The following is an 18,372-nucleotide window of genomic DNA, read 5'->3' as shown; positions in this document are numbered from 1 at the left end:
CACAACGCAGGTACAATAAAGCGTTTAAACAATCAGGCTAAAACTATAACAGAAAAGGTGTAGGATAATTTAATTACACAGCCGCATCTGGCACTCCGGGATACATAACCGGATAGTAATTATTTTGTAAGAAGATCAAATTTCCAGTTACAGTACAGGTCATAAAGCGGAATGTCATAGCCCTGCGCGAGTACGGCAGATACATAAGCATTTTGCTTCTTAGCTGTATCGGTAAATAAAAATTTAGTGGAATTATAATTTTGAAAAAATATAATGTCGACATCATCTGCATCACCATCCAACAATTGCTGAGTTGCACTGTATGATGCTTCTTTATCATCTTCGGCAGCTATAAACTGCTTTGAAGTTTCTTTAATCGCTTTTACCTTATGAACCGGGAGTGTTAGAGAGAAGCCCTTTACAACTCCTGTAAAAAGAAAAAACAGTACCAGGCCAAAGGTTACAAAACCTTTGTTGCTGTCTACTATTTTTCTTATTGTGTTCATTTGTTTTATTAAAGTAATACAAAGTTAGATGAATTTTAGTTTACAAAATTCATTCCATAGTCACTTTTTTTCAAAAAAATTGCCCCTGATTTTTCAGGGGCAACTATATCGATTTTTATCCGCGATCGTACTGGCAGCAGTGGTGCAGGTTGTTGTAGTCCTCTTCTGTTGCTTTAACCTTATCAGTATCATGTCCGGCCTTTGCAACTGCTTTTCTAACATCATCGGCATTGCATTTTGCCTCATCAACAATTACATGCAGCTTTTGGTCATCGGCATCCCACTGTGCAGATTTTACGCCTTTTACACCATATGCAGCTTTTTCTATACGCTTTTTACACTGGTCGCAGTTACCTTTAACTTCAATATCCTGTTTAGCATTTTTATTTTTTTTATCCTGTGCCTGCATCGTAAAACCCGCAAGCATGATAAGCAGTACTAAAACTATTTTTTTCATTTTTTTTTTCTTATTGTTCTACAAAATTTTTATTACGAACCAAAATACCTCAAGATAAATAATAGGAATAATTTATTGTCACAGCAACTCTGAGATTTCTCCACTTCGCTGCGCTACGGTCGAAATGGAACACAACGCTTCCCCATTTCGACGAAGGAGAAATCTCTACTATGCAAAACACGACATTTTTTTGTTCCTATAACTTATGATACTGTAAGGCCTTGTGGCGTTTCGCTAATTTATTTATTTTATTTTAAAACGCAACCCGGCATAATACATTTGCCCAAACACGGGACCATATACCAGTGATGTATCAAAATATGCACCAAAAGGGTCATTAGCTGCTACAATGGCATTCTTTTGCCTGTAATTACCTATGTTCTCTCCACCCACATACATTTCAAAAACACTGCTAAAACTATGCGTTACCTGCGCATTCATGGTAGCAAATGCCGGTGAGTAGTCACCCATCTGGTATTCGGCAGGGTTAGTTGCTGTATTGGGCAGTAATTGTTTACCCAGCCAGTTATAGGTAAAATCAAACTTCCATTGCTTACCACCTTCGTGTACGTGTGTTTCATAAGAAACATTCGCAAAAAAGCGGTGCTTTGCCTGTAGCGGCTTTTGATATGTGCCAGATGTATAATCGGTTTTAATATCATAATACTTATATGCCGTACGGATATTAAAATGGCGCGTAATTTCATAATTAAGATCTACCTGCAGGCTGTTTGCATAGCTCTTGCCATCAAGGTTATAAAAGCTTACCGCCTGCGGCGAACTAAATACATCTACCACTACCTGGTTTTGAAAATCGGTACGGTAAAAGTCTACGCCTAATTCTGCCGTTTTTCCAAATACGGTAAAGTTTTGCGAGAAGCTAAGGCCGTAGTTCCATGCAATTTCAGGATTAAGCCCATAAAGCTTCCCTCCTTCAGGCGTGATATTAAACGCCCTCGACGAACCAAAGTACTGCTGGTTCTCGGCAAAAATGTTAGCCGCTCTCTTGCCTCTTCCGGCAGAGATTCTTAGCGTACCTTTCTCCCATGGGTTGTAACGCATGTGCACACGTGGTGTAGCAAAAGCCCCCAGGCGGTTATGGTAGTCAAAGCGGCCACCCAGCACCAGGCTAAAGTTATCGGCATTATCGTAAGTATATTCGGCAAACACCCCGGCAGAATTGTCTATCCTGTCATAATCACGCCCATTATTACCGGTGTAGATGTAAGCAAACTCATTGTAATTATCATAAGTTGCATTTGCCCCTACCGAGAATTTGTTCATGGTATTATCTATAATCGAACTGAATATAAGGTTTGCATAGCCACTTTTTTGCGCAATATCATATTGATTGAACCCAAAATAAGATTCCTGGTTATGATAGTTAAACGATGTTTGTAACCCTATGCTCTGGTACGGCATATCCGGCCATACATAACCCAGCTTGGCAGATGCATCTACCTTATCAGTATTTATCTCACTGCCCCAGTAGTTTGTAGTAAACTTATCCCTATCCGGATCAAAGTCTACCTGCCCTGCCTGTTTTTCGTCGTGCATATAGCGCAGGTTAATAAAGCTTACCCAGCCTTTCTCGGCATCTATATACTGCCAGCGGTTCATTACGTTTATTTGCTTAGCCAGCGGATTGTCCAGAAAACCATCGTCGTTCATGTCATACTTACCCACACGGATATTGCCATGCACAAATAATGATGTACTCCATTTATCAGAAACCTTTTTTGTAAAATGGGTATTCAGTTCATAACGTCCGCCCATACCGGCATAAGCATTCAAAAAAAACGGATCGCCATTTACAGGCTTTATCAGTTCATAATTTATCTGGCCGGAAACGCTTTCATAACCGTTTATAACAGGCCCTGCACCCTTAGTTACCTGGATGCTTTCTACCCAGGTACCCGGAACAAATGTTAGGCCATAAGCCTGGCTTGCGCCCCGCACAGATGGTATATTTTCTTCGGCAATAAGCAGGTACGGACTGGTAAGCCCCAGCATTTTTATCTGACGGGTACCGGTAAGCGCATCACTAAAATTCACATCGATAGAAGGATTGGTTTCAAAGCTCTCGGCTATGTTGCAGCACGCCGCTTTTAGCAGTTCTTTACTGCCCATTGTACTCATATTCGTAGCGCTAACCTGGCTACGCCTAAGGCTGGAAAGGGTTTTATCTACCGTAACGCCGGTAAGCTCATTTGCTTTATCAGCTTTTAGCTGGTGCGATATATACTGCGGTGTATGAACATGAATAGTATCGGTAACATAGCCAAGGTAGCTTATTACCAACATCATGTTTTGAGGAGAATATGGTATCGTAAATGTACCATCTGCATTTGTAGATGTTGCAATTGTAGTATCGAGCCAAAGTACATTGGCTCCCGGTAATGGCTGACTTTTTTCGTCCAGCACTTTACCGCTTATAGTATCCTGCGCCTGTGCAAAAAATGCAGGCAACAGCAATAAAATTAAGAGTATTTTACGCATAAAAAAATTTTAACATTAATGATAGTATGATTACCCCAAAGCAGGGTAAACCAGGATCAGAAATATTAAAATTAGGCGTAGAGGATGTATTGACAGTATAATTTGTAGAGCGGTGGCGCATTACCCTCTGCATAAAAAGACGGATTCTCTTTTTTTAGCCTTACTACAGGTAGGCTTAAAAGTTGTAATGGGTTTCCATAAGCCACAGGCATATAAAACACAGCCAGATCGAGCTGTAACGACTTTACCAATGTTTTATCGGTATTGTCCTGCAGCTTTACAATATGGTTTTTACAGCATTTTTTTTGCGATGCAGCTTTCGCTTTCGCGCAGCACGACTTAACTTCTTTTACCTTAACAGCACCGCAATGATCTGTTTTATAAGAAAGGGCAATACCCGAAACACTACCATGACAATAATGCACACTAAACGACAGGCCAATACTACTGAATAGTATAAGCGCCGTTAAAATTATACTTATGTACCTTTTAAGTTTCATTAGTGCAAAATTATACAATTATTTTTACAACAGCCTTTTTAAGTCAGGAATTACTTCATATACCTCTGATAGTAAAATGCAGGCACAAACAGTAATAACAATAAAGGCTGTATTAAAAACCTGCGAAGGTAAAAAATAAGGGTTTGCGATGGTTCAGATGTACTTAGCACTATAAAAAGTAATGTTCCTAATACCACAAAAACTGCGATATATAGTATTGATGTAAGTTTTATGACATCCCTGTCTTTAAACAAAAGCCACAATATACCCAAAGAGAAAACTGTATTTAAGAGATAACGAAATACATAATTTAAAAACAACCTGCCTAAATCATATCCCGGAAAATCTTTAGTTAGTTGTGTTTTAAAAAATTGCAGGAAAGGGTCATAAAACAAGCGGCTTTCAAACAAGCGAACACATATTATAAGGATAAGGAGCACGGTAATGCCCAGCCAATCTGCCGGTTTAAGCTTTAGCTTGTTTTTCATTTTTATAAAATTTAGTAACCCATACTACCCACAATAAAAACACTACCCCATAAATAAATAAAGGAAAAAAAACATCGTGTATAAAAACACTGTACTGCGGGTAGAAGTATGCAGCGGTGGTAATAAGGGCTATCCTGAGTATGTTAAGCACATAAATTATGGCTACACCTGCAATGATGTATAAAGATGTCTTTTTAAAAGAGGTAGAAAACGCTACAATAAAAGCAGTAAAAAGTATCATGACACTAACGGCGTTACACCCCTCAACAATACGGGAAACAGATTGCCCGTTTACATAAAACTTATCTGACGCTTCTCTTGGATGCTGTTCTATATGCGATTCCTGCCCAAAGATGTGTACCACATCCCTTGCCTGGCCTGCTACCATATGTGTAACAGGATCTGTAACGCTTACATCTGTATCATATGGAGAAAGATACCACATATAAAGCCCGGTAAGTATAAGGTAACTGGCAACAAATTTACCCAAAAACATAAAGAAGGCCTTATTGGCAGACAGTATACCCATAGCTTTATTTTTTAACAAAAATATACAAATTACAAGATTTTTACTAACTACTTTTGCGTTAAAATTTGATTTAACGTTATGACATTCGAAGAATTAAAACCTAAGGTTATCGACATATTACACCACGAAGAAAAGCTACGTGATGAAAAATTACTACAAATTTGCCGCCTGTTAGAAGAAAACATTGACTACTACGACTGGGTAGGCTTTTATTTTCGCAACGGCGATAAAGAAGAACTTATATTGGGGCCATATGTAGGCGAACCTACAGACCATACCGTTATTCCGTTTGGCAAGGGTATTTGCGGCCAGGTAGCGGTAAGCAATAAAAACTTTGTTGTGCCAGACGTTGCTGCGCAAGACAACTACATTGCCTGCAGCCTAACCGTAAAATCTGAAATTGTAGTACCCCTTTTTGTAAACGGCGAAAACATAGGCCAGATAGACATCGACTCTGAAGTTCTTGATGCGTTTACAGAACTTGATGAGCGCTTTTTAGAGTTTGTAAACGAAGAGGTGGCGAAACTGTTTTAAGAAGTCGCAAAGCTACAGAGTTACAAAGTATCAAAGTTGAGAACTAACAACTTCAATATTGAATAGATTTTAAGCGTAAGCCGCTTCTATAAATACAGTGTAACTCACTTATTATTAAAAACTTTAAAACTCTGCAACTTTGAAACTTTGCCACTTGCAGAAATAGAAAATTTGTTTACCTTTGCACCCAAATCAGGGAAACCTGACTACATAATAATCATTTTAATAATATTAGCATGTACTTAACTAAAGAAGTAAAAGCGGAAATTTTCGCAAAGCACGGTAAATCAGCAACCGATACAGGTACGTCTGAAGGCCAAATCGCCCTGTTCACTTTCAGGATTAACCACCTTACTGAGCACCTTAAGAAAAATCGTCACGATTTTAACACTGAGCGTTCTCTTGTAAAACTGGTAGGTAAAAGAAGAAGTCTTCTTGATTACCTTAAGAAAACTGAGATCAACAGATATCGTGAGATTATCAAAGAACTAAACATCAGGAAATAATCAAGATGAGAAGAGGTGCCCGCGCGCCTCTTTTTGTTTTTATATAAATTGCATAAAAGTTTTGGTTTTTCATTGGGTACTAAACAACTACGCACACAACAACAACACAACAAACACCCATTGTTTAATCAAAGAATTAAAAACGTATGATTCCAAACGTTATTAAAGAGACCATCGACTTAGGAGATGGACGCACCATTACCATAGAAACCGGTAAGCTGGCCAAACAGGCAGATGGCGCCGTAGTGGTACAAATGGGCAATGCCATGTTGCTTGCTACAGTGGTATCTGCACGCAGTGCAAGCCCGGGCATCGACTTTTTGCCCCTAACATTAGATTACCGCGAAAAATTTGCTGCCGCAGGACGTTTTCCTGGTGGCTTTTTTAAGCGTGAAGCAAGGCCAAGCGACGGTGAAGTACTAACCATGAGGTTAGTAGACCGTGTACTACGCCCGCTTTTCCCTAAAGATTACCATGCAGAAACGCAGGTAATGATACAGCTTATGAGCCATGATGACGAAGTAATGCCGGATGCACTTGCCGGACTTGCTGCATCTGCTGCACTTTCTATTTCTGACATTCCTTTTGAAACACTTATTTCTGAAGTACGTGTAGCAAGGATAGATGGACAATTCATCATCAACCCAAGCAAAGCCCAGCTGGACCTGTCTGACATCGATATGATGATAGGCGCTTCTATGGACTCTATTGCTATGGTTGAAGGCGAAATGAAAGAGATATCTGAACTTGAAATGATCTCTGCAATTAAATTTGCACACGAAGCCATTAAAGTACAGATTCAGGCTCAGGAAAGGCTTCAGGCTGCTGTAGGTAAAAAAGAGGTTCGTACTTATGAAGAAGAGCGTAAGGACGAAACTATACTTGCAAAAGTAAAAGAACTTGCTTATGATAAGTATTTTGCAATAGCGAGCGAAGGCTCTGCAAAACACGAGCGTACTGAGAAATTTGCTGCTGTTAAGGAAGAAGTTAAAGCACTTTTTAGCGATGAAGAGCTGCTTGAAAACGGCGACCTTGTAAGCAAGTACCTTTCTAAAGTAAATAAAGAAGCTGTTCGTAACGTTATCCTTGATAAAGGCAGCCGTCTTGATGGCCGTAAAACTAACGAGATACGCCCTATCTGGTGTGAGGTAGATTACCTTCCTTCTACACACGGCTCGGCTTTGTTTACAAGGGGAGAAACTCAGGCATTAGCTACAGTAACCCTTGGTACATCCCGTGAGGCTAACATTATAGACAGGCCTACAGAGCAGGGTGAAGAGAAATTCTACCTGCACTATAACTTCCCTCCTTTCTCTACCGGCGAAGCTAAACCGCTACGTGGTACATCAAGGCGCGAAGTAGGACACGGTAACCTTGCGCAACGTGCCCTTAAAAACATGATCCCTGCAGAAAACCCTTATACTGTGCGTGTAGTATCTGAAGTACTTGAATCTAACGGTTCATCTTCTATGGCTACCGTATGTGCGGGTACACTTGCACTAATGGATGCCGGTATACAAATGATCAAACCGGTATCTGGTATTGCAATGGGCCTTATCTCTGATGAAGAAACCGGCCGTTGGGCTGTACTTTCTGATATCCTTGGAGATGAAGACCACCTTGGCGACATGGACTTTAAAGTAACCGGAACGGCTGATGGTATTACTGCCTGCCAGATGGACATTAAAATTAAAGGCCTTAAATATGAGATCATGGAGAAAGCCCTTGAGCAGGCTCGCGATGGCCGCCTTCATATCCTTGGTAAACTAATCGAAGTTATCGATACGCCAAGGCCTGAGGTTAAACGCCACTCTCCAAAAATCATTAAAGTTACTATTCCGGGTGCATTCATCGGAGCCCTTATTGGCCCGGGTGGAAAAGTTATCCAGGAGCTTCAAAAACTATCTGGTACTACTATCGTTATCAACGAGGTAGATGAGCAGGGTGAAGTTGAGATCCTTGGTACAAGCCCAGAAGGTATTGATATGGTACTTAAGAAAATTGACTCTATCATATTCAAGCCACAGATAGGCGAAAGCTATTCTGTAAAAGTTATAAAACTGCTTGACTTTGGTGCAGTTGTAGAATATCTTGACGCACCGGGTAACGAAGTACTGCTTCACGTAAGCGAACTTGACTGGGCACGTACTGAAAATGTAACCGATGTAGTGAACATGGGCGATGTATTTGACGTAAAATACATAGGCATTGACCCTAAAACACGTAAGGAAAAAGTATCTCGCAAAGCGCTGATGCCAAAACCTGAAGGTTATAAAGAGCGCCCTCCAAGGGAAGACCGCCCTCGTGATGACCGTGGACGCGACAACCGTGGACGTGATGATCGTGGACGCGACAACCGCGGACCAGGACGTGATGACAGAAACTCTCGCGATCGTGGCCCTAGGGAAGAGCGCAGAAATGATGCTCCTAAAGAAGATAATCAGGACTCACAAGAATCTTAATTATATAAGGTTAATTCCAGGAAAAACCTGCTGCTGAAAAGTGGCAGGTTTTTTTAGTTTAAGGCAAGTTGTTTTTTGATTATATTTATAAAATCACAATCTTTACTGCCAACCAATCTATGAAAACAAAACTCAAGTTCTTACTGTTGTTTCTTTCAGCACTTAGCGCAACAGCCAAAATTACCATCATTAAAGGAAAGATAAAGGGCAAATTACCGGAAGTACTACGTTATACTGCACCTGTAAACGGTGCTTCGGGGTTTGACATTTATTATTCTGCAAAAGTTGACAAGCTGGGTAATTTCGAGATAAAAACCGATATAAATGAGATAACTTTTATTGATATACACTATAACTACTTTAATGCAGGCAACCTTGTGGTTGTACCGGGAGGCGTGTATAATATTACCATAACTAAAACGAAGGAAAGTTAACCCATGAAATAGATGGTTCAGATACAGCTTTCACAAAATTATATGACGGACTTGTACCTGGCTACAGAGTAGATTTGATACATGAAATAGGAAATAATGGCTCGAAAATTGAATCTCCTGAAGCATTGAAAGCTTTTTTTGATACCAAATTGAAAGCTGATATAGTTGAACTGAAAGCGGCTAAGCCCAAAAACTTGTCAGAAAGCGACTTTGAAACATTAGTACGGGAACGTGAATATTTTTATGCTACTTCAATGGGCATAGCTCTTTATTCAAAATACGTCAATGCACAATATGACATTACTTCATCTGTACCCGAAACGTTCAACACTCTATGGAAAGAATTGTTCGATAAAAACCCGGCAGATAAAGCTTTTATCAAAAAACTTCCGTTTAGCTATTGGTTTCTTATACAGTATGAATTTTTCAACACATACCAGGCAGCAGGATTTGACGGTAAAAAAATTGCAGTAAACGATACAGAAACCACAGAACAAAGAAGAAATAGGCGCCTGCTTTATATTCCCGCGCAAAAAGCAGAGTACTATCTTGCCCTTGTACAACATTATAATGTAAATGAAGGACGCTTAGAAAAATATGCCCTTGATGATTATTATGAGTTTAAGAAATATTATCCAAAAAGCACTTACACTAAATATCTTGAGCCTGAAATGCAACCCCTTATTTCTTTTTTCGCAAGAAATGAGGCATTACCAAACGGTGCTTCTTACGTAAATGGTTATGAAAAAATAAATTCGTTAGAGGAGATGTTTAAAAAAACATCCGGCAAAAAATTATACGTAGATGTTTGGGCTACCTGGTGCCATTCATGCCGTGAAGAATTTAAATACAAAGATGATCTTTATAAATTACTGGCTAAAAATGACATAGCCGTATTATACATTTCAGTTGATGACGAATCTCGCAATGAAGGATGGAAAAAAATGATTGGCCATTATGGACTTATAGGTTACCATATTCGTGTAAACAAAACTTTGTATAAAAACTTATCAAATACATTCAGCGATAGTGGTGGGTTGGCTTTGCCGTGGTACTTTTTAGTGAACGATAAAGGCGAAATGGCAGTAAAGTATGCCGCAGCACCGTCTGATCTTAAAGCACTCGAAGCAGACATTAAGAAATTATAGCCTATTCATTTTATATCGGCGTGCAAAACCTCAGACATGTAAAATCCGATGATATCCTTATCTTTGTAAAAAGAGTTTATGTCATCTAAAGCTGCCGCTACCCGCCTTAACATTCTACAAAAAGCTTTTACCCTGGTGTACCAAAACGGATACCGTAATACCAGCGTAGATGAGATTATTGCTACCACCCAGGTAACTAAAGGCGCTTTTTTTTACCATTTTAAAAATAAGGACGAAATGGGCCTGGCTATGATTAACGAGGTAATGTACCCCGGCATGATCGAAGCACTTACCCAACCTCTTGCCGCCGCCGAAGACCCTGCTGCCGAACTTTATAAAATGATGCATGGCTTACTGCTGGAAAATACTTTTTTTGTGGTAAAATATGGCTGCCCTGCTATTAATCTTATTGAAGAAATGGCCGGACAGGATGCTGCTTTTGCTAAAGCACTCCTGCACCTAAGCGATAATTGGAAAAAGGCCATTATAAGTTGCATTGAAAAAGGTAAAGCAATAGGCCTCATAAAACCGGAAACCAACCCCGAAAATGCAGCACTTTACATTATGAGCGGCTATGGTGGCATTCGTAACCTTGGTAAAATTTATGGAAGCTCTTGCTATACGCCTTTTTTAGAGCAGTTTAAAATACACCTCAACACGCTTTAATATTTTTTTCATCAAAAACATACTAATTAGTATGTTTTTGATTTATCTTTGACCCATCATCAAATCAATAACGAATTTTATTATGTATCAATCGCTTTTAATTGTCCATTCTTTTTTACGTTGGGCTGTGGTATTAAGCTTGGCTTACAGTATTTATAGGGCATGGCAGGGTTACCGCAAGCTGCTTTCTTTTACAAAAACAGATAATGCCCTGCGTCACTGGACGGCTACCATTGCCCATACACAATTACTCATAGGCATAGTGCTGTATTCTCAAAGCCCAATGGTAAAATACTTTAATTCAGGTGTAGGAGATATGCAGGGAGAACCTGTTTTCTTTGGACTCATTCACATCCTGCTTATGTTAGCCTCAATAGTAATACTAACCATTGGTTCTGCAAAGGCAAAACGAAAAACTACAGATAGTGAAAAGTTTAAAACCATGCTGACATATTTCAGCATTGCTGCCATAGTAATATTTATAGCTATTCCGTGGCCTTTCTCCCCTCTTGCCCACCGCCCATTAATACGCTTTTAATCATGAAAAAACTATTTACAACAAATATTGGCCGTCTTCGCATCATTGGCTTTTTAGAAGGAATATCGCTACTGGCATTGTTTTTTATTGCCATGCCGCTTAAATACATTTTAAACGATGCCACTATGGTAAAATCTCTCGGGCCCATACATGGCTCACTTTTCCTACTCTTTATAGTAAACACCCTTAGTGTTGGCATCTCTGAAGGCTGGAAATTTAAAGAAACTACCTGGAAAGTATTATTGGCTTGTGTAATTCCGTTCGGCACTTTTTATATTGATAAAAAGATATTGAGTACCAATACCCGTTAAGAATTGATTTGAATAAATTGAAAACATATATTTATTATATTTGGGTAAATACTTTTGAGCTATGAAACTTCAATATATATCAGACAACGAAGGCAATACTACAGCAGTAGTCATCCCAATAGAAGAATGGAATGAAATTAAGGCACGCCACTCTGATATTGCTGAAGCAGAAAATGATTATGAATTATCTGAAAGCGCAAAAGCCATACTTGATGAACGTTTAGCTACCGAAAATATATCAGACTTTATACCTGTTGAGGAAATGCAAAAACGTTTAAGGGAAAAGTATGGCTTATAAAGTTATATTATCGCTTAAAGCTACATCAGACATTGAAGATGCTTTTGAATATTATGCCTCTAAAAGCTTACAGGCATTAAAAAATCTGGATAAGGAAATTGATACTGCCTACAATATTATCAGCCATAATCCGCATTATAAAATTAAGTATAAAAATGTAGTTGGATTTCCTCTCAAAAAATTCCCATACCTGCTTCTTTATACCATAGATGAACTTGAAGAGACCGTTTTGATATATGCTGTATTTAATACGCATCTTAACCCATCAAAATATCCCAAAAGCTAAATTTAAGTCTACCCATTAAACAGTTTATTGCGCTTAATATCCCTACCCTGCCTTATTTGCCAGGCATGCCAGGCGCTGGCTACATCATGCGTCCATCGGGGTAAGAAAAGTATAATAAGGTACACATCGATATGCGAAATAACGCCAAAGATAATTGCCAGCATTAAAGGGATACCTCCATAATTAAAGCCAATTACAGAGCTTAGCGCTATGAACAAGGTTATACCCCAGAGTTTACTTAATATGGCGTGCGTACAGGTTTCTTTACCAAATTTCAGGATACTAAAAACATAGGTAAGCCCTTCCATTACAAATATAGTGGTAATGGCATATTTATTAGCGGTGATGACCTCTGGACTCAGCAGCCATGCACACCACCCTGAACATAGCCAAAATACTACATCTACCTGGCTGTCTATGCGACGCATGGTAGCGGTAGACACATTTTGGGCACGTGCTATAATACCATCAAAAATATCAGATAGTATCCCCAGCAGTAGCAATACCATTAAAAAAATTCGGGCCGTGCTGCCATAGTTATACGTTATGGCTATCATTACTGGCCCTAACAGCAGGCGAAAGCCAATAAGAAGGTAAGGAATATGTTTCATCGTGTTTAATTGTTGGTTGAAGGTTTGTTTATATTAGACTGGTTAATCCATTTAGTTCTTTCGCTTTCCGTCTTGGGCGATTTTGGTGGCTTATTACTAAAATTCCAGTTTATGAATGGCAATGAGCGTTTTTCATTAACATTCCAAAGTCCTATTTGTATTCCCCTAAGTTTTTTAGTCCGGTTTACAATGCCTATCTGCAATCCGCTGAATGCTTCAGGCTTGGTCATCACACCATTGCAAACGCTTATCATAAGGCCGTCATAATATTTATATTCGTTATACCAAAAAGCAAGGTTTACTCCCCTACCCTTATACACATTAGTCTGAAAACCGCCCAACATAAGGCCATTACTATACAGTGCCGATGTATTAAAGAAAGATATCTGTACACCGTTACTTCTGTTGGCACAGGTACCTAACCCCGCTATTGCAATACCGTTTGTATTTTTTAGCGACTGCGTAATGGCAGATAGCGTAATGCCATTAACATTAGCAAAGGCGTTGGTACCACAACTAAGGTTGATGCCGTTTATTATTTCATTAGGCATTTTTTTGTCAAAAGTTGCATAATCTGCTTCTTCTGAAGGGTAGTTTACCATATCTATTGGAAAGATAAGCGTAAAAAACAACAATGATTGTGATATGGGTTCTATGCGCAGCCCGTTAGATCGTACGACGCTAACACTATATTTAGCTTCGCGGATATCAGACCCAATACCTACCGATAGCCCGTAGATATTACTGTTCTCTGTAGTGTATAATCCTACGGGAAACCGCGTTTTACGTTTCTGTACGTCCTGCGACCGCGCAGTAAGCACAATGAGTAAGGATGCAATCATAAGTAAGGTTTTTAGTTTCATGGTATGAGATGATTTCTTACCCAAAGCTATTGTGATTACAGCAACTTAAATTGCGTTTATGAATTAATAAAAACAATACATTTGTGATAATCGCAAAATCAACTTATATATGGAAAGCCACGATAAATTACTAAAAGCCATACGGCAGCAGCTATCGGGTACATCGCTTATTGACGAAATAGCCGGTATCCTTAATATCAGTTATGACGCAGCCCACAGGCGTATCTCTCAAAAAAGTAAGTTTTCTATGGAGGAAGCCATTATACTTTGCAACCATTACGGGCTAAGCATGGATAGGCTGTTTACCGCCAGCGGAAAAGTTATTGTAGAAAAGACTGCCGAGATACGTTCGCTCGAAGACATGGAAACCTACCTGAAACAATCTGCCAAAAACATTAGTGGTTTTGCAGCTATGGAAGGTGCTAAGATGTATTACTCTGCTAAAGACCTACCCTTATTTTATACCGTAGGCGGCACGCTTATAAGCAAGTTTAAATTGTATGTATGGCTAAATCTTTTATCCGGATCGCAACAACAGGAAGCATTCGAGCAATTTACGGTTACCCGTTCGCTGGCAGAGTATGGCGAGGCTTTGCATAATGTATATCATGCCCTTGAGGTGCATGAAATATGGAACGACACTACCATTAACAGCAGCCTGCAACAGGTACACTACTATTTTAAAGCCGGTTTGCTCAGCCTGCAAAATGCAATGCTATTGCTCAATGACCTTGATGCCATATTGCACACAGCCGAAGACCGTTGTTGTAATGGCACAGGTTCATATCACTTATATTATAATGAACTCCTTATCCTTAACAACAACGTTCTTATTACTGCCGAAAAGCAACAGGCACTATTTGTTCCCTACACCATGCTGGGCTATTTTATAACCAATGACGATGCTACCTGTGCTAATGCACTTTCATTTTTTAAGCAGCAGGTAAAAAACTCCATGACACTAAACAGCAGTGGCACCCGCGACCGCAAGATATTTTTTAACCGCGCGGCCCAAAAAATAGCCCTTTACCGCCAACGGATGCAAAACGAAAACGAGATGGGTTTTTAATTTTTTTTTGAATCTGGCGCAACCTTTTTAATTTATGGCAGACTATAAGGTATAAATCAACAAATAGATCGCCATGAAAAAGATTCTCTATTTAGCAATTGCCCTTACAGGGCTTTTGGTATACAGTTGCAACGATGCAGATGATAACCTTATCAACAACGCGCATGTACAAAACAGCATAGACAGACAAGACCAGTTGTACAGCCTCATAGAGCGCACAGTAAATACCGCTACTGATAGCATAAGTATTGATTGTGTAAACTTTTCTTACCCCGTTACTTTACAAGTTTACAATACAGCGCTACAACCGCTGTCTGTGCAAACCGTTGCAGATGATGCTTCTTTTACCAGCCTGATACAAAACCTCGACGCTGGGCAGTCGTTGAGCATTAGTTATCCTATAGCTGTACTTTCAGGTAACGGAGACAGTACAACTATAAATAATAATGACGAATTAATGGCTTCGTTGTTATCCTGCCAACAGGAAGAATATATAGCATGGGCAGGAAGCCTTTTTTGCCCGTCGACACGTAACTGTGTATGGCAGGTTGCCTCTACCAATTGGCAGGGACTCAATGCGAAATATGTAGGTGGATATTTTTCTCCAAATCCTGATGGTACCATAACCTTTCATTACAATGGCGAGAGTTACACCGGTACATGGGTATATCTGTTTACAGGCACTCAGCTTCAGTTAAACATTAACCTCGAAGGTACAAGCGAAGTTGCCCAATACTGGAACCACAGCTACCCTGTTACACTAAATCCGGATAATATCAGCCTTGAAGATGAAAGTGGAATGCGTTTTTTAACCCTGCAATGTGAGGTGAGCCAAACTTATAATATTGGTCAGCAGGGTCCTGCCGGGGGTACTGTATTTTATGATAAGGGCACATATTCTGAAGGATGGCGCTATATGGAGGTAGCTACCACAGATATTGATACCCTTGCACAATGGGGCTGTGATGCCGTAAGCATTCCCGGTACTCAAAATGCAGCTATAGGGCGCGGACTTACCAATAGCGGACTTATAAAAGCCTTCTTTAATACCCTGCCTGATTATTACACCAATCCGGCATCGTGCAGTACAACGGCAGATGGTACTGTGGCTGCAGCGGCATCATTGTGGGTAAACAACAGCTACCAGCAGTGGTTCCTTCCTTCTAAAGACGAATTGCTTTTAGTGTACCAAAACCTTACGGCAAACAACCAGGGTAATATGGCTGCTGCACCGTACTGGACGGCTACCGAAGCAGATGCTGCTACAGCTACAGTAATAGATTTTGCTACAGGACAGCCGGCAGATATACCAAAGGCACAGGCCAATGTAAAAATAAGGGCGGTACGATACTTTTAAAAAGCGCTGTGCATAGTACAAATATTTAGTAAATTTAAGCACCTATACAAACTACCACACTTGACCATTGAAAAGATAATAGCAGGCTGTATAAAAAACAGTGCAAAGGCACAGGAGGCGCTCTATCTGGGCTACCGCAATGTGCTCTTTGCCCTGTGCCTTAAATATTGCCGTAATGAAGCTGAGGCCGAAGATAATCTGCACAATGCTTTTATAGAGATCTTTACAAGCATTAGCAAGTACAAAAACAATGGTTCTTTTGAAGGATGGATGAAACGCATTACCATTAATAAATCCATAGACAGCTATAAAAAAACCATACAACTGCTCCCCGTTAAAGATGACCTGCCCGATGATACCCTTGTTACCGATGAGGAAATGAATGTACCGGCAGAATATATACTAAAGCTTGTACAGCAACTGCCTGACCAGTACAGACTTGTTTTTAGCCTGTATGAACTCGATGATTATCCGCATAGGGAAATAGCACAACTGCTGGGCATTAGCGAAAGCACGAGCAAGAGCAACCTGCACCGCGCCAAGGCAATATTAAAACAGCAACTTACTGTAAAACACTCGTTCCCAAACTATAACGTAAGCAATGGAAAATAAGAAAGACATAGGCCAGGCCGTACGCAGCAAACTTGACGGTTTGCAAAGTCAGCCGGCTCCTGCCGTTTGGGAAAGTATAAGAACCGACCTCGACAGTCGGAAGCAACCAAGGCATTTCCCTTTATGGTTAAGCGTTGTAACTGTTGTTGGAGTACTTGCTGTATTTATTACTTTAGGTTACGTTTTCGGGCTAATACCTTACCCGGATAACCCACTAAATGTACGGGAGCAGAATGTAGAAAACACTAACGCTGGCAATGACAAAAACGATGAGTCGGTTAACACTAGCATCGTGCATTTAGGAGATGATAAATCACAAGAAACAGGAAACTCAGCATCTGAAAATGAAAACGGCGGAACAAACAATACTGAGAATGAAACAAATGGAATTATTAATCCTGATGAAACTACTGCACGAAAACAGAAAAGCATAAATTCTGCGAATAAACGCAATGACAGTAGTGCTCTTGCCGGTAAAGATGCTATCGGCACAAATAAAGATGATACTACGGGAGAGATAAATACTGCCGGATCTGGAAAAACATTGAAAGAGAATAAATCAGGAAAAAAAGTAAATAATGCCCTTGCAAAAGCAGGCCGTAATGATAGTTCCCGCACACGTAATGATAATAATATCCAAGGCGTAAGCAAACAAAAACATAGCAAAAGAAACAGTAAAAGTAGCACTAACCATCAGCAAAGTGTAGCAGGTTCTTATATTAAAAAGAATGTGAGTACGGCTTCTGAAAGCAACGCATCGGCAGATGCAATTAACAAAAATGTTTCAAAACAAGCATCCACAACCGAAATTAGTACCAATAATGAGGAACTGACTATTGTAAAGGAGAATGCAACAGCAACCACAAGCAGCGAAAAAACTGAGCCGGCTGTGATTGACAGCCTCGCTATTGCAAAAGTAAATGACAGCCTTAAAAAAACAGACAAAAATCTTACTGACGAGAAAAAGAACGATAATAACACTAATGATGGTTATAAGCAGTTTTATGCGTACGCTTATGCTGCGCCAACTGCTTTTAGATACCCATCGGGTAAATCATTACTTGACCCAAAGCTTAACGGCAACAAAACCAGCAGTAAGGTTACCTTTAATTACGGAGCATTCCTGGGCTATAAAGTTTCAGATCGCTTTGAAATACGCGCTGGTATAGCCATAACCCGCACCGAACAGGAAACATCGGGAGTTGCGAGCGATACAACAGGTAGCATTATACCTCCTTATACAGGTATCGAATATGACAACGGAGTAAGTAATGAAACACTTGCAACACGCTTTGACGCACAACCTTTTACAATAACACAAAAAACGCAGTTTACAGAAATTCCCGTGGAAGTAGCATATCGTTTAACAGGAGAACAATGGGGTATAAAAGTCATTGCCGGCCTAAGCATTATACATATCTCTAAAAACGAATTAATGGCACATGACAATTTGAATGGTGTATTTTTGGGAAGCCTTAAAAACACAAGTGCAACTAGCTTTAGCGCAGGGCTTGGTGCAGGGCTTTATTATAAACTATCACCATCATTACAAATAAATGCAGAACCCTTTGTAAAATATTATGTCAATACCTTTACCGCTGCAAAACCCATAAGTTTTAGCCTGCGTATAGGCATACAATATAACTTCAACCTGCCAAAAAAGAAAAAGTAGTTACGCTATTTTTAGTTACAGAAAAA

22 protein-coding genes are annotated in these 18,372 nt (G+C 39.8%); 14 read left to right on the top strand and 8 right to left on the bottom strand.

Annotated features, from left to right (window positions below; all coding sequences use genetic code 11):
• Window positions 1–119: 119 nt before the first annotated feature.
• The 6 genes from DYH63_RS00620 to xrtF form a co-directional block, all read right to left on the bottom strand.
• Window positions 120–506: a hypothetical protein gene (locus DYH63_RS00620; RefSeq protein ID WP_116786957.1), complete on the bottom strand. Its 387-nt coding sequence runs from the start codon at window positions 504–506 to the stop codon at window positions 120–122.
• Window positions 507–621: 115 nt separating this feature from the next.
• Window positions 622–963 carry a heavy-metal-associated domain-containing protein gene (locus tag DYH63_RS00615; RefSeq protein WP_116786956.1) on the bottom strand — a complete coding sequence of 114 codons (342 nt, stop codon included), beginning with the start codon at window positions 961–963 and terminating at the stop codon, window positions 622–624.
• A 243-nt stretch (window positions 964–1,206) separates the two neighbouring features.
• Window positions 1,207–3,462, bottom strand: coding sequence for a TonB-dependent receptor (locus DYH63_RS00610; protein WP_116786955.1), 2,256 nt, complete (start codon window positions 3,460–3,462; stop codon window positions 1,207–1,209).
• A 71-nt stretch (window positions 3,463–3,533) separates the two neighbouring features.
• Window positions 3,534–3,962: an HYC_CC_PP family protein gene (locus DYH63_RS00605; protein WP_116786954.1), complete on the bottom strand. Its 429-nt coding sequence runs from the start codon at window positions 3,960–3,962 to the stop codon at window positions 3,534–3,536.
• 50 nt (window positions 3,963–4,012) lie between these two features.
• Window positions 4,013–4,450, bottom strand: a complete 438-nt coding sequence (locus DYH63_RS00600) for an exosortase F system-associated membrane protein (protein ID WP_116786953.1) — start codon at window positions 4,448–4,450, stop codon at window positions 4,013–4,015.
• Window positions 4,428–4,979 (bottom strand): exosortase family protein XrtF, encoded by a 552-nt coding sequence (xrtF, locus tag DYH63_RS00595; protein ID WP_116786952.1) that lies wholly within the window; start codon window positions 4,977–4,979, stop codon window positions 4,428–4,430. The genes DYH63_RS00600 and xrtF overlap by 23 nt, the downstream gene beginning before the upstream one ends.
• Before the next feature lie 78 nt (window positions 4,980–5,057).
• Here xrtF and DYH63_RS00590 point away from each other — a divergent pair, with 78 nt between their 5' ends.
• The 10 genes from DYH63_RS00590 (at window position 5,058) to DYH63_RS00545 (ending at window position 12,162) form a co-directional block, all read left to right on the top strand.
• Window positions 5,058–5,513, top strand: coding sequence for an XrtF-associated fRMsr-like GAF protein (locus DYH63_RS00590; protein WP_116786951.1), 456 nt, complete (start codon window positions 5,058–5,060; stop codon window positions 5,511–5,513).
• Window positions 5,514–5,749: 236 nt separating this feature from the next.
• A complete protein-coding gene (gene rpsO, locus DYH63_RS00585; protein WP_116786950.1) occupies window positions 5,750–6,019 on the top strand; it encodes a 30S ribosomal protein S15 in 270 nt (89 codons plus the stop codon).
• Between the two features lie 146 nt (window positions 6,020–6,165).
• A complete protein-coding gene (locus DYH63_RS00580) occupies window positions 6,166–8,481 on the top strand; it encodes a polyribonucleotide nucleotidyltransferase (RefSeq protein ID WP_116786949.1) in 2,316 nt (771 codons plus the stop codon).
• A 119-nt stretch (window positions 8,482–8,600) separates the two neighbouring features.
• Window positions 8,601–8,915 carry a hypothetical protein gene (locus tag DYH63_RS00575; RefSeq protein ID WP_116786948.1) on the top strand — a complete coding sequence of 105 codons (315 nt, stop codon included), beginning with the start codon at window positions 8,601–8,603 and terminating at the stop codon, window positions 8,913–8,915.
• A 149-nt stretch (window positions 8,916–9,064) separates the two neighbouring features.
• Window positions 9,065–10,063, top strand: coding sequence for a TlpA family protein disulfide reductase (locus DYH63_RS00570; protein ID WP_162926871.1), 999 nt, complete (start codon window positions 9,065–9,067; stop codon window positions 10,061–10,063).
• 78 nt (window positions 10,064–10,141) lie between these two features.
• Window positions 10,142–10,729 carry a TetR/AcrR family transcriptional regulator gene (locus DYH63_RS00565; protein WP_116786946.1) on the top strand — a complete coding sequence of 196 codons (588 nt, stop codon included), beginning with the start codon at window positions 10,142–10,144 and terminating at the stop codon, window positions 10,727–10,729.
• Window positions 10,730–10,868: 139 nt separating this feature from the next.
• Window positions 10,869–11,267 (top strand): hypothetical protein, encoded by a 399-nt coding sequence (locus DYH63_RS00560; protein WP_240409044.1) that lies wholly within the window; start codon window positions 10,869–10,871, stop codon window positions 11,265–11,267.
• 2 nt (window positions 11,268–11,269) lie between these two features.
• Complete coding sequence (locus DYH63_RS00555; protein ID WP_116786944.1) at window positions 11,270–11,578, top strand: DUF3817 domain-containing protein; 309 nt, start codon at window positions 11,270–11,272, stop codon at window positions 11,576–11,578.
• Between the two features lie 61 nt (window positions 11,579–11,639).
• Complete coding sequence (locus DYH63_RS00550; protein WP_116786943.1) at window positions 11,640–11,876, top strand: addiction module component CHP02574 family protein; 237 nt, start codon at window positions 11,640–11,642, stop codon at window positions 11,874–11,876.
• Complete coding sequence (locus tag DYH63_RS00545) at window positions 11,866–12,162, top strand: type II toxin-antitoxin system RelE/ParE family toxin (protein WP_116786942.1); 297 nt, start codon at window positions 11,866–11,868, stop codon at window positions 12,160–12,162. Before DYH63_RS00550 ends, DYH63_RS00545 begins: the two co-directional genes overlap by 11 nt.
• A gap of 8 nt (window positions 12,163–12,170) precedes the next feature.
• Here DYH63_RS00545 and DYH63_RS00540 read toward each other — a convergent pair whose 3' ends face one another.
• Entirely contained in the window at window positions 12,171–12,773 is a 603-nt protein-coding gene (locus DYH63_RS00540; RefSeq protein WP_116786941.1) for a CDP-alcohol phosphatidyltransferase family protein, read from the bottom strand.
• 5 nt (window positions 12,774–12,778) lie between these two features.
• Window positions 12,779–13,636: an LA_2272 family surface repeat-containing protein gene (locus DYH63_RS00535; protein WP_116786940.1), complete on the bottom strand. Its 858-nt coding sequence runs from the start codon at window positions 13,634–13,636 to the stop codon at window positions 12,779–12,781.
• Between the two features lie 109 nt (window positions 13,637–13,745).
• Here DYH63_RS00535 and DYH63_RS00530 point away from each other — a divergent pair, with 109 nt between their 5' ends.
• The 4 genes from DYH63_RS00530 to DYH63_RS00515 all read left to right on the top strand — a co-directional run bounded on the left by DYH63_RS00530 (window position 13,746) and on the right by DYH63_RS00515 (window position 18,346).
• Window positions 13,746–14,705: a hypothetical protein gene (locus DYH63_RS00530; protein ID WP_116786939.1), complete on the top strand. Its 960-nt coding sequence runs from the start codon at window positions 13,746–13,748 to the stop codon at window positions 14,703–14,705.
• Window positions 14,706–14,778: 73 nt separating this feature from the next.
• The gene (locus DYH63_RS00525) at window positions 14,779–16,062 is read left to right on the top strand and encodes a hypothetical protein (protein ID WP_116786938.1); all 1,284 of its coding nucleotides are present in this window, start codon (window positions 14,779–14,781) and stop codon (window positions 16,060–16,062) included.
• 60 nt (window positions 16,063–16,122) lie between these two features.
• Window positions 16,123–16,674 (top strand): RNA polymerase sigma factor, encoded by a 552-nt coding sequence (locus DYH63_RS00520; RefSeq protein ID WP_116786937.1) that lies wholly within the window; start codon window positions 16,123–16,125, stop codon window positions 16,672–16,674.
• Window positions 16,664–18,346 carry an outer membrane beta-barrel protein gene (locus DYH63_RS00515; protein WP_116786936.1) on the top strand — a complete coding sequence of 561 codons (1,683 nt, stop codon included), beginning with the start codon at window positions 16,664–16,666 and terminating at the stop codon, window positions 18,344–18,346. The genes DYH63_RS00520 and DYH63_RS00515 overlap by 11 nt, the downstream gene beginning before the upstream one ends.
• Window positions 18,347–18,372 lie beyond the last annotated feature (26 nt).

It is taken from the genome of Flavobacterium psychrotrophum (genome assembly GCF_003403075.1).
GTDB classification, from domain to species: Bacteria; Bacteroidota; Bacteroidia; order Flavobacteriales; family Flavobacteriaceae; genus Flavobacterium; species Flavobacterium psychrotrophum.
This window is presented reverse-complemented; position numbering and strand designations above follow the sequence as displayed.

Bases quoted from the DNA above. Each gene is read 5' to 3' on its own strand.
- DYH63_RS00515 (WP_116786936.1), top strand. From the start codon at position 16,664: ATGGAAAATAAGAAAGACATAGGCCAGGCCGTACGCAGCAAACTTGAC.
- DYH63_RS00535 (WP_116786940.1), bottom strand. From the start codon at position 13,636: ATGAAACTAAAAACCTTACTTATGATTGCATCCTTACTCATTGTGCTT.
- DYH63_RS00530 (WP_116786939.1), top strand. From the start codon at position 13,746: ATGGAAAGCCACGATAAATTACTAAAAGCCATACGGCAGCAGCTATCG.
- DYH63_RS00540 (WP_116786941.1), bottom strand. From the start codon at position 12,773: ATGAAACATATTCCTTACCTTCTTATTGGCTTTCGCCTGCTGTTAGGG.
- DYH63_RS00610 (WP_116786955.1), bottom strand. From the start codon at position 3,462: ATGCGTAAAATACTCTTAATTTTATTGCTGTTGCCTGCATTTTTTGCA.
- DYH63_RS00525 (WP_116786938.1), top strand. From the start codon at position 14,779: ATGAAAAAGATTCTCTATTTAGCAATTGCCCTTACAGGGCTTTTGGTA.
- rpsO (WP_116786950.1), top strand. From the start codon at position 5,750: ATGTACTTAACTAAAGAAGTAAAAGCGGAAATTTTCGCAAAGCACGGT.
- DYH63_RS00555 (WP_116786944.1), top strand. From the start codon at position 11,270: ATGAAAAAACTATTTACAACAAATATTGGCCGTCTTCGCATCATTGGC.
- DYH63_RS00545 (WP_116786942.1), top strand. From the start codon at position 11,866: ATGGCTTATAAAGTTATATTATCGCTTAAAGCTACATCAGACATTGAA.
- DYH63_RS00565 (WP_116786946.1), top strand. From the start codon at position 10,142: ATGTCATCTAAAGCTGCCGCTACCCGCCTTAACATTCTACAAAAAGCT.
- DYH63_RS00615 (WP_116786956.1), bottom strand. From the start codon at position 963: ATGAAAAAAATAGTTTTAGTACTGCTTATCATGCTTGCGGGTTTTACG.
- DYH63_RS00600 (WP_116786953.1), bottom strand. From the start codon at position 4,450: ATGAAAAACAAGCTAAAGCTTAAACCGGCAGATTGGCTGGGCATTACC.
- xrtF (WP_116786952.1), bottom strand. From the start codon at position 4,979: ATGGGTATACTGTCTGCCAATAAGGCCTTCTTTATGTTTTTGGGTAAA.
- DYH63_RS00620 (WP_116786957.1), bottom strand. From the start codon at position 506: ATGAACACAATAAGAAAAATAGTAGACAGCAACAAAGGTTTTGTAACC.
- DYH63_RS00575 (WP_116786948.1), top strand. From the start codon at position 8,601: ATGAAAACAAAACTCAAGTTCTTACTGTTGTTTCTTTCAGCACTTAGC.
- DYH63_RS00605 (WP_116786954.1), bottom strand. From the start codon at position 3,962: ATGAAACTTAAAAGGTACATAAGTATAATTTTAACGGCGCTTATACTA.
- DYH63_RS00590 (WP_116786951.1), top strand. From the start codon at position 5,058: ATGACATTCGAAGAATTAAAACCTAAGGTTATCGACATATTACACCAC.
- DYH63_RS00580 (WP_116786949.1), top strand. From the start codon at position 6,166: ATGATTCCAAACGTTATTAAAGAGACCATCGACTTAGGAGATGGACGC.
- DYH63_RS00550 (WP_116786943.1), top strand. From the start codon at position 11,640: ATGAAACTTCAATATATATCAGACAACGAAGGCAATACTACAGCAGTA.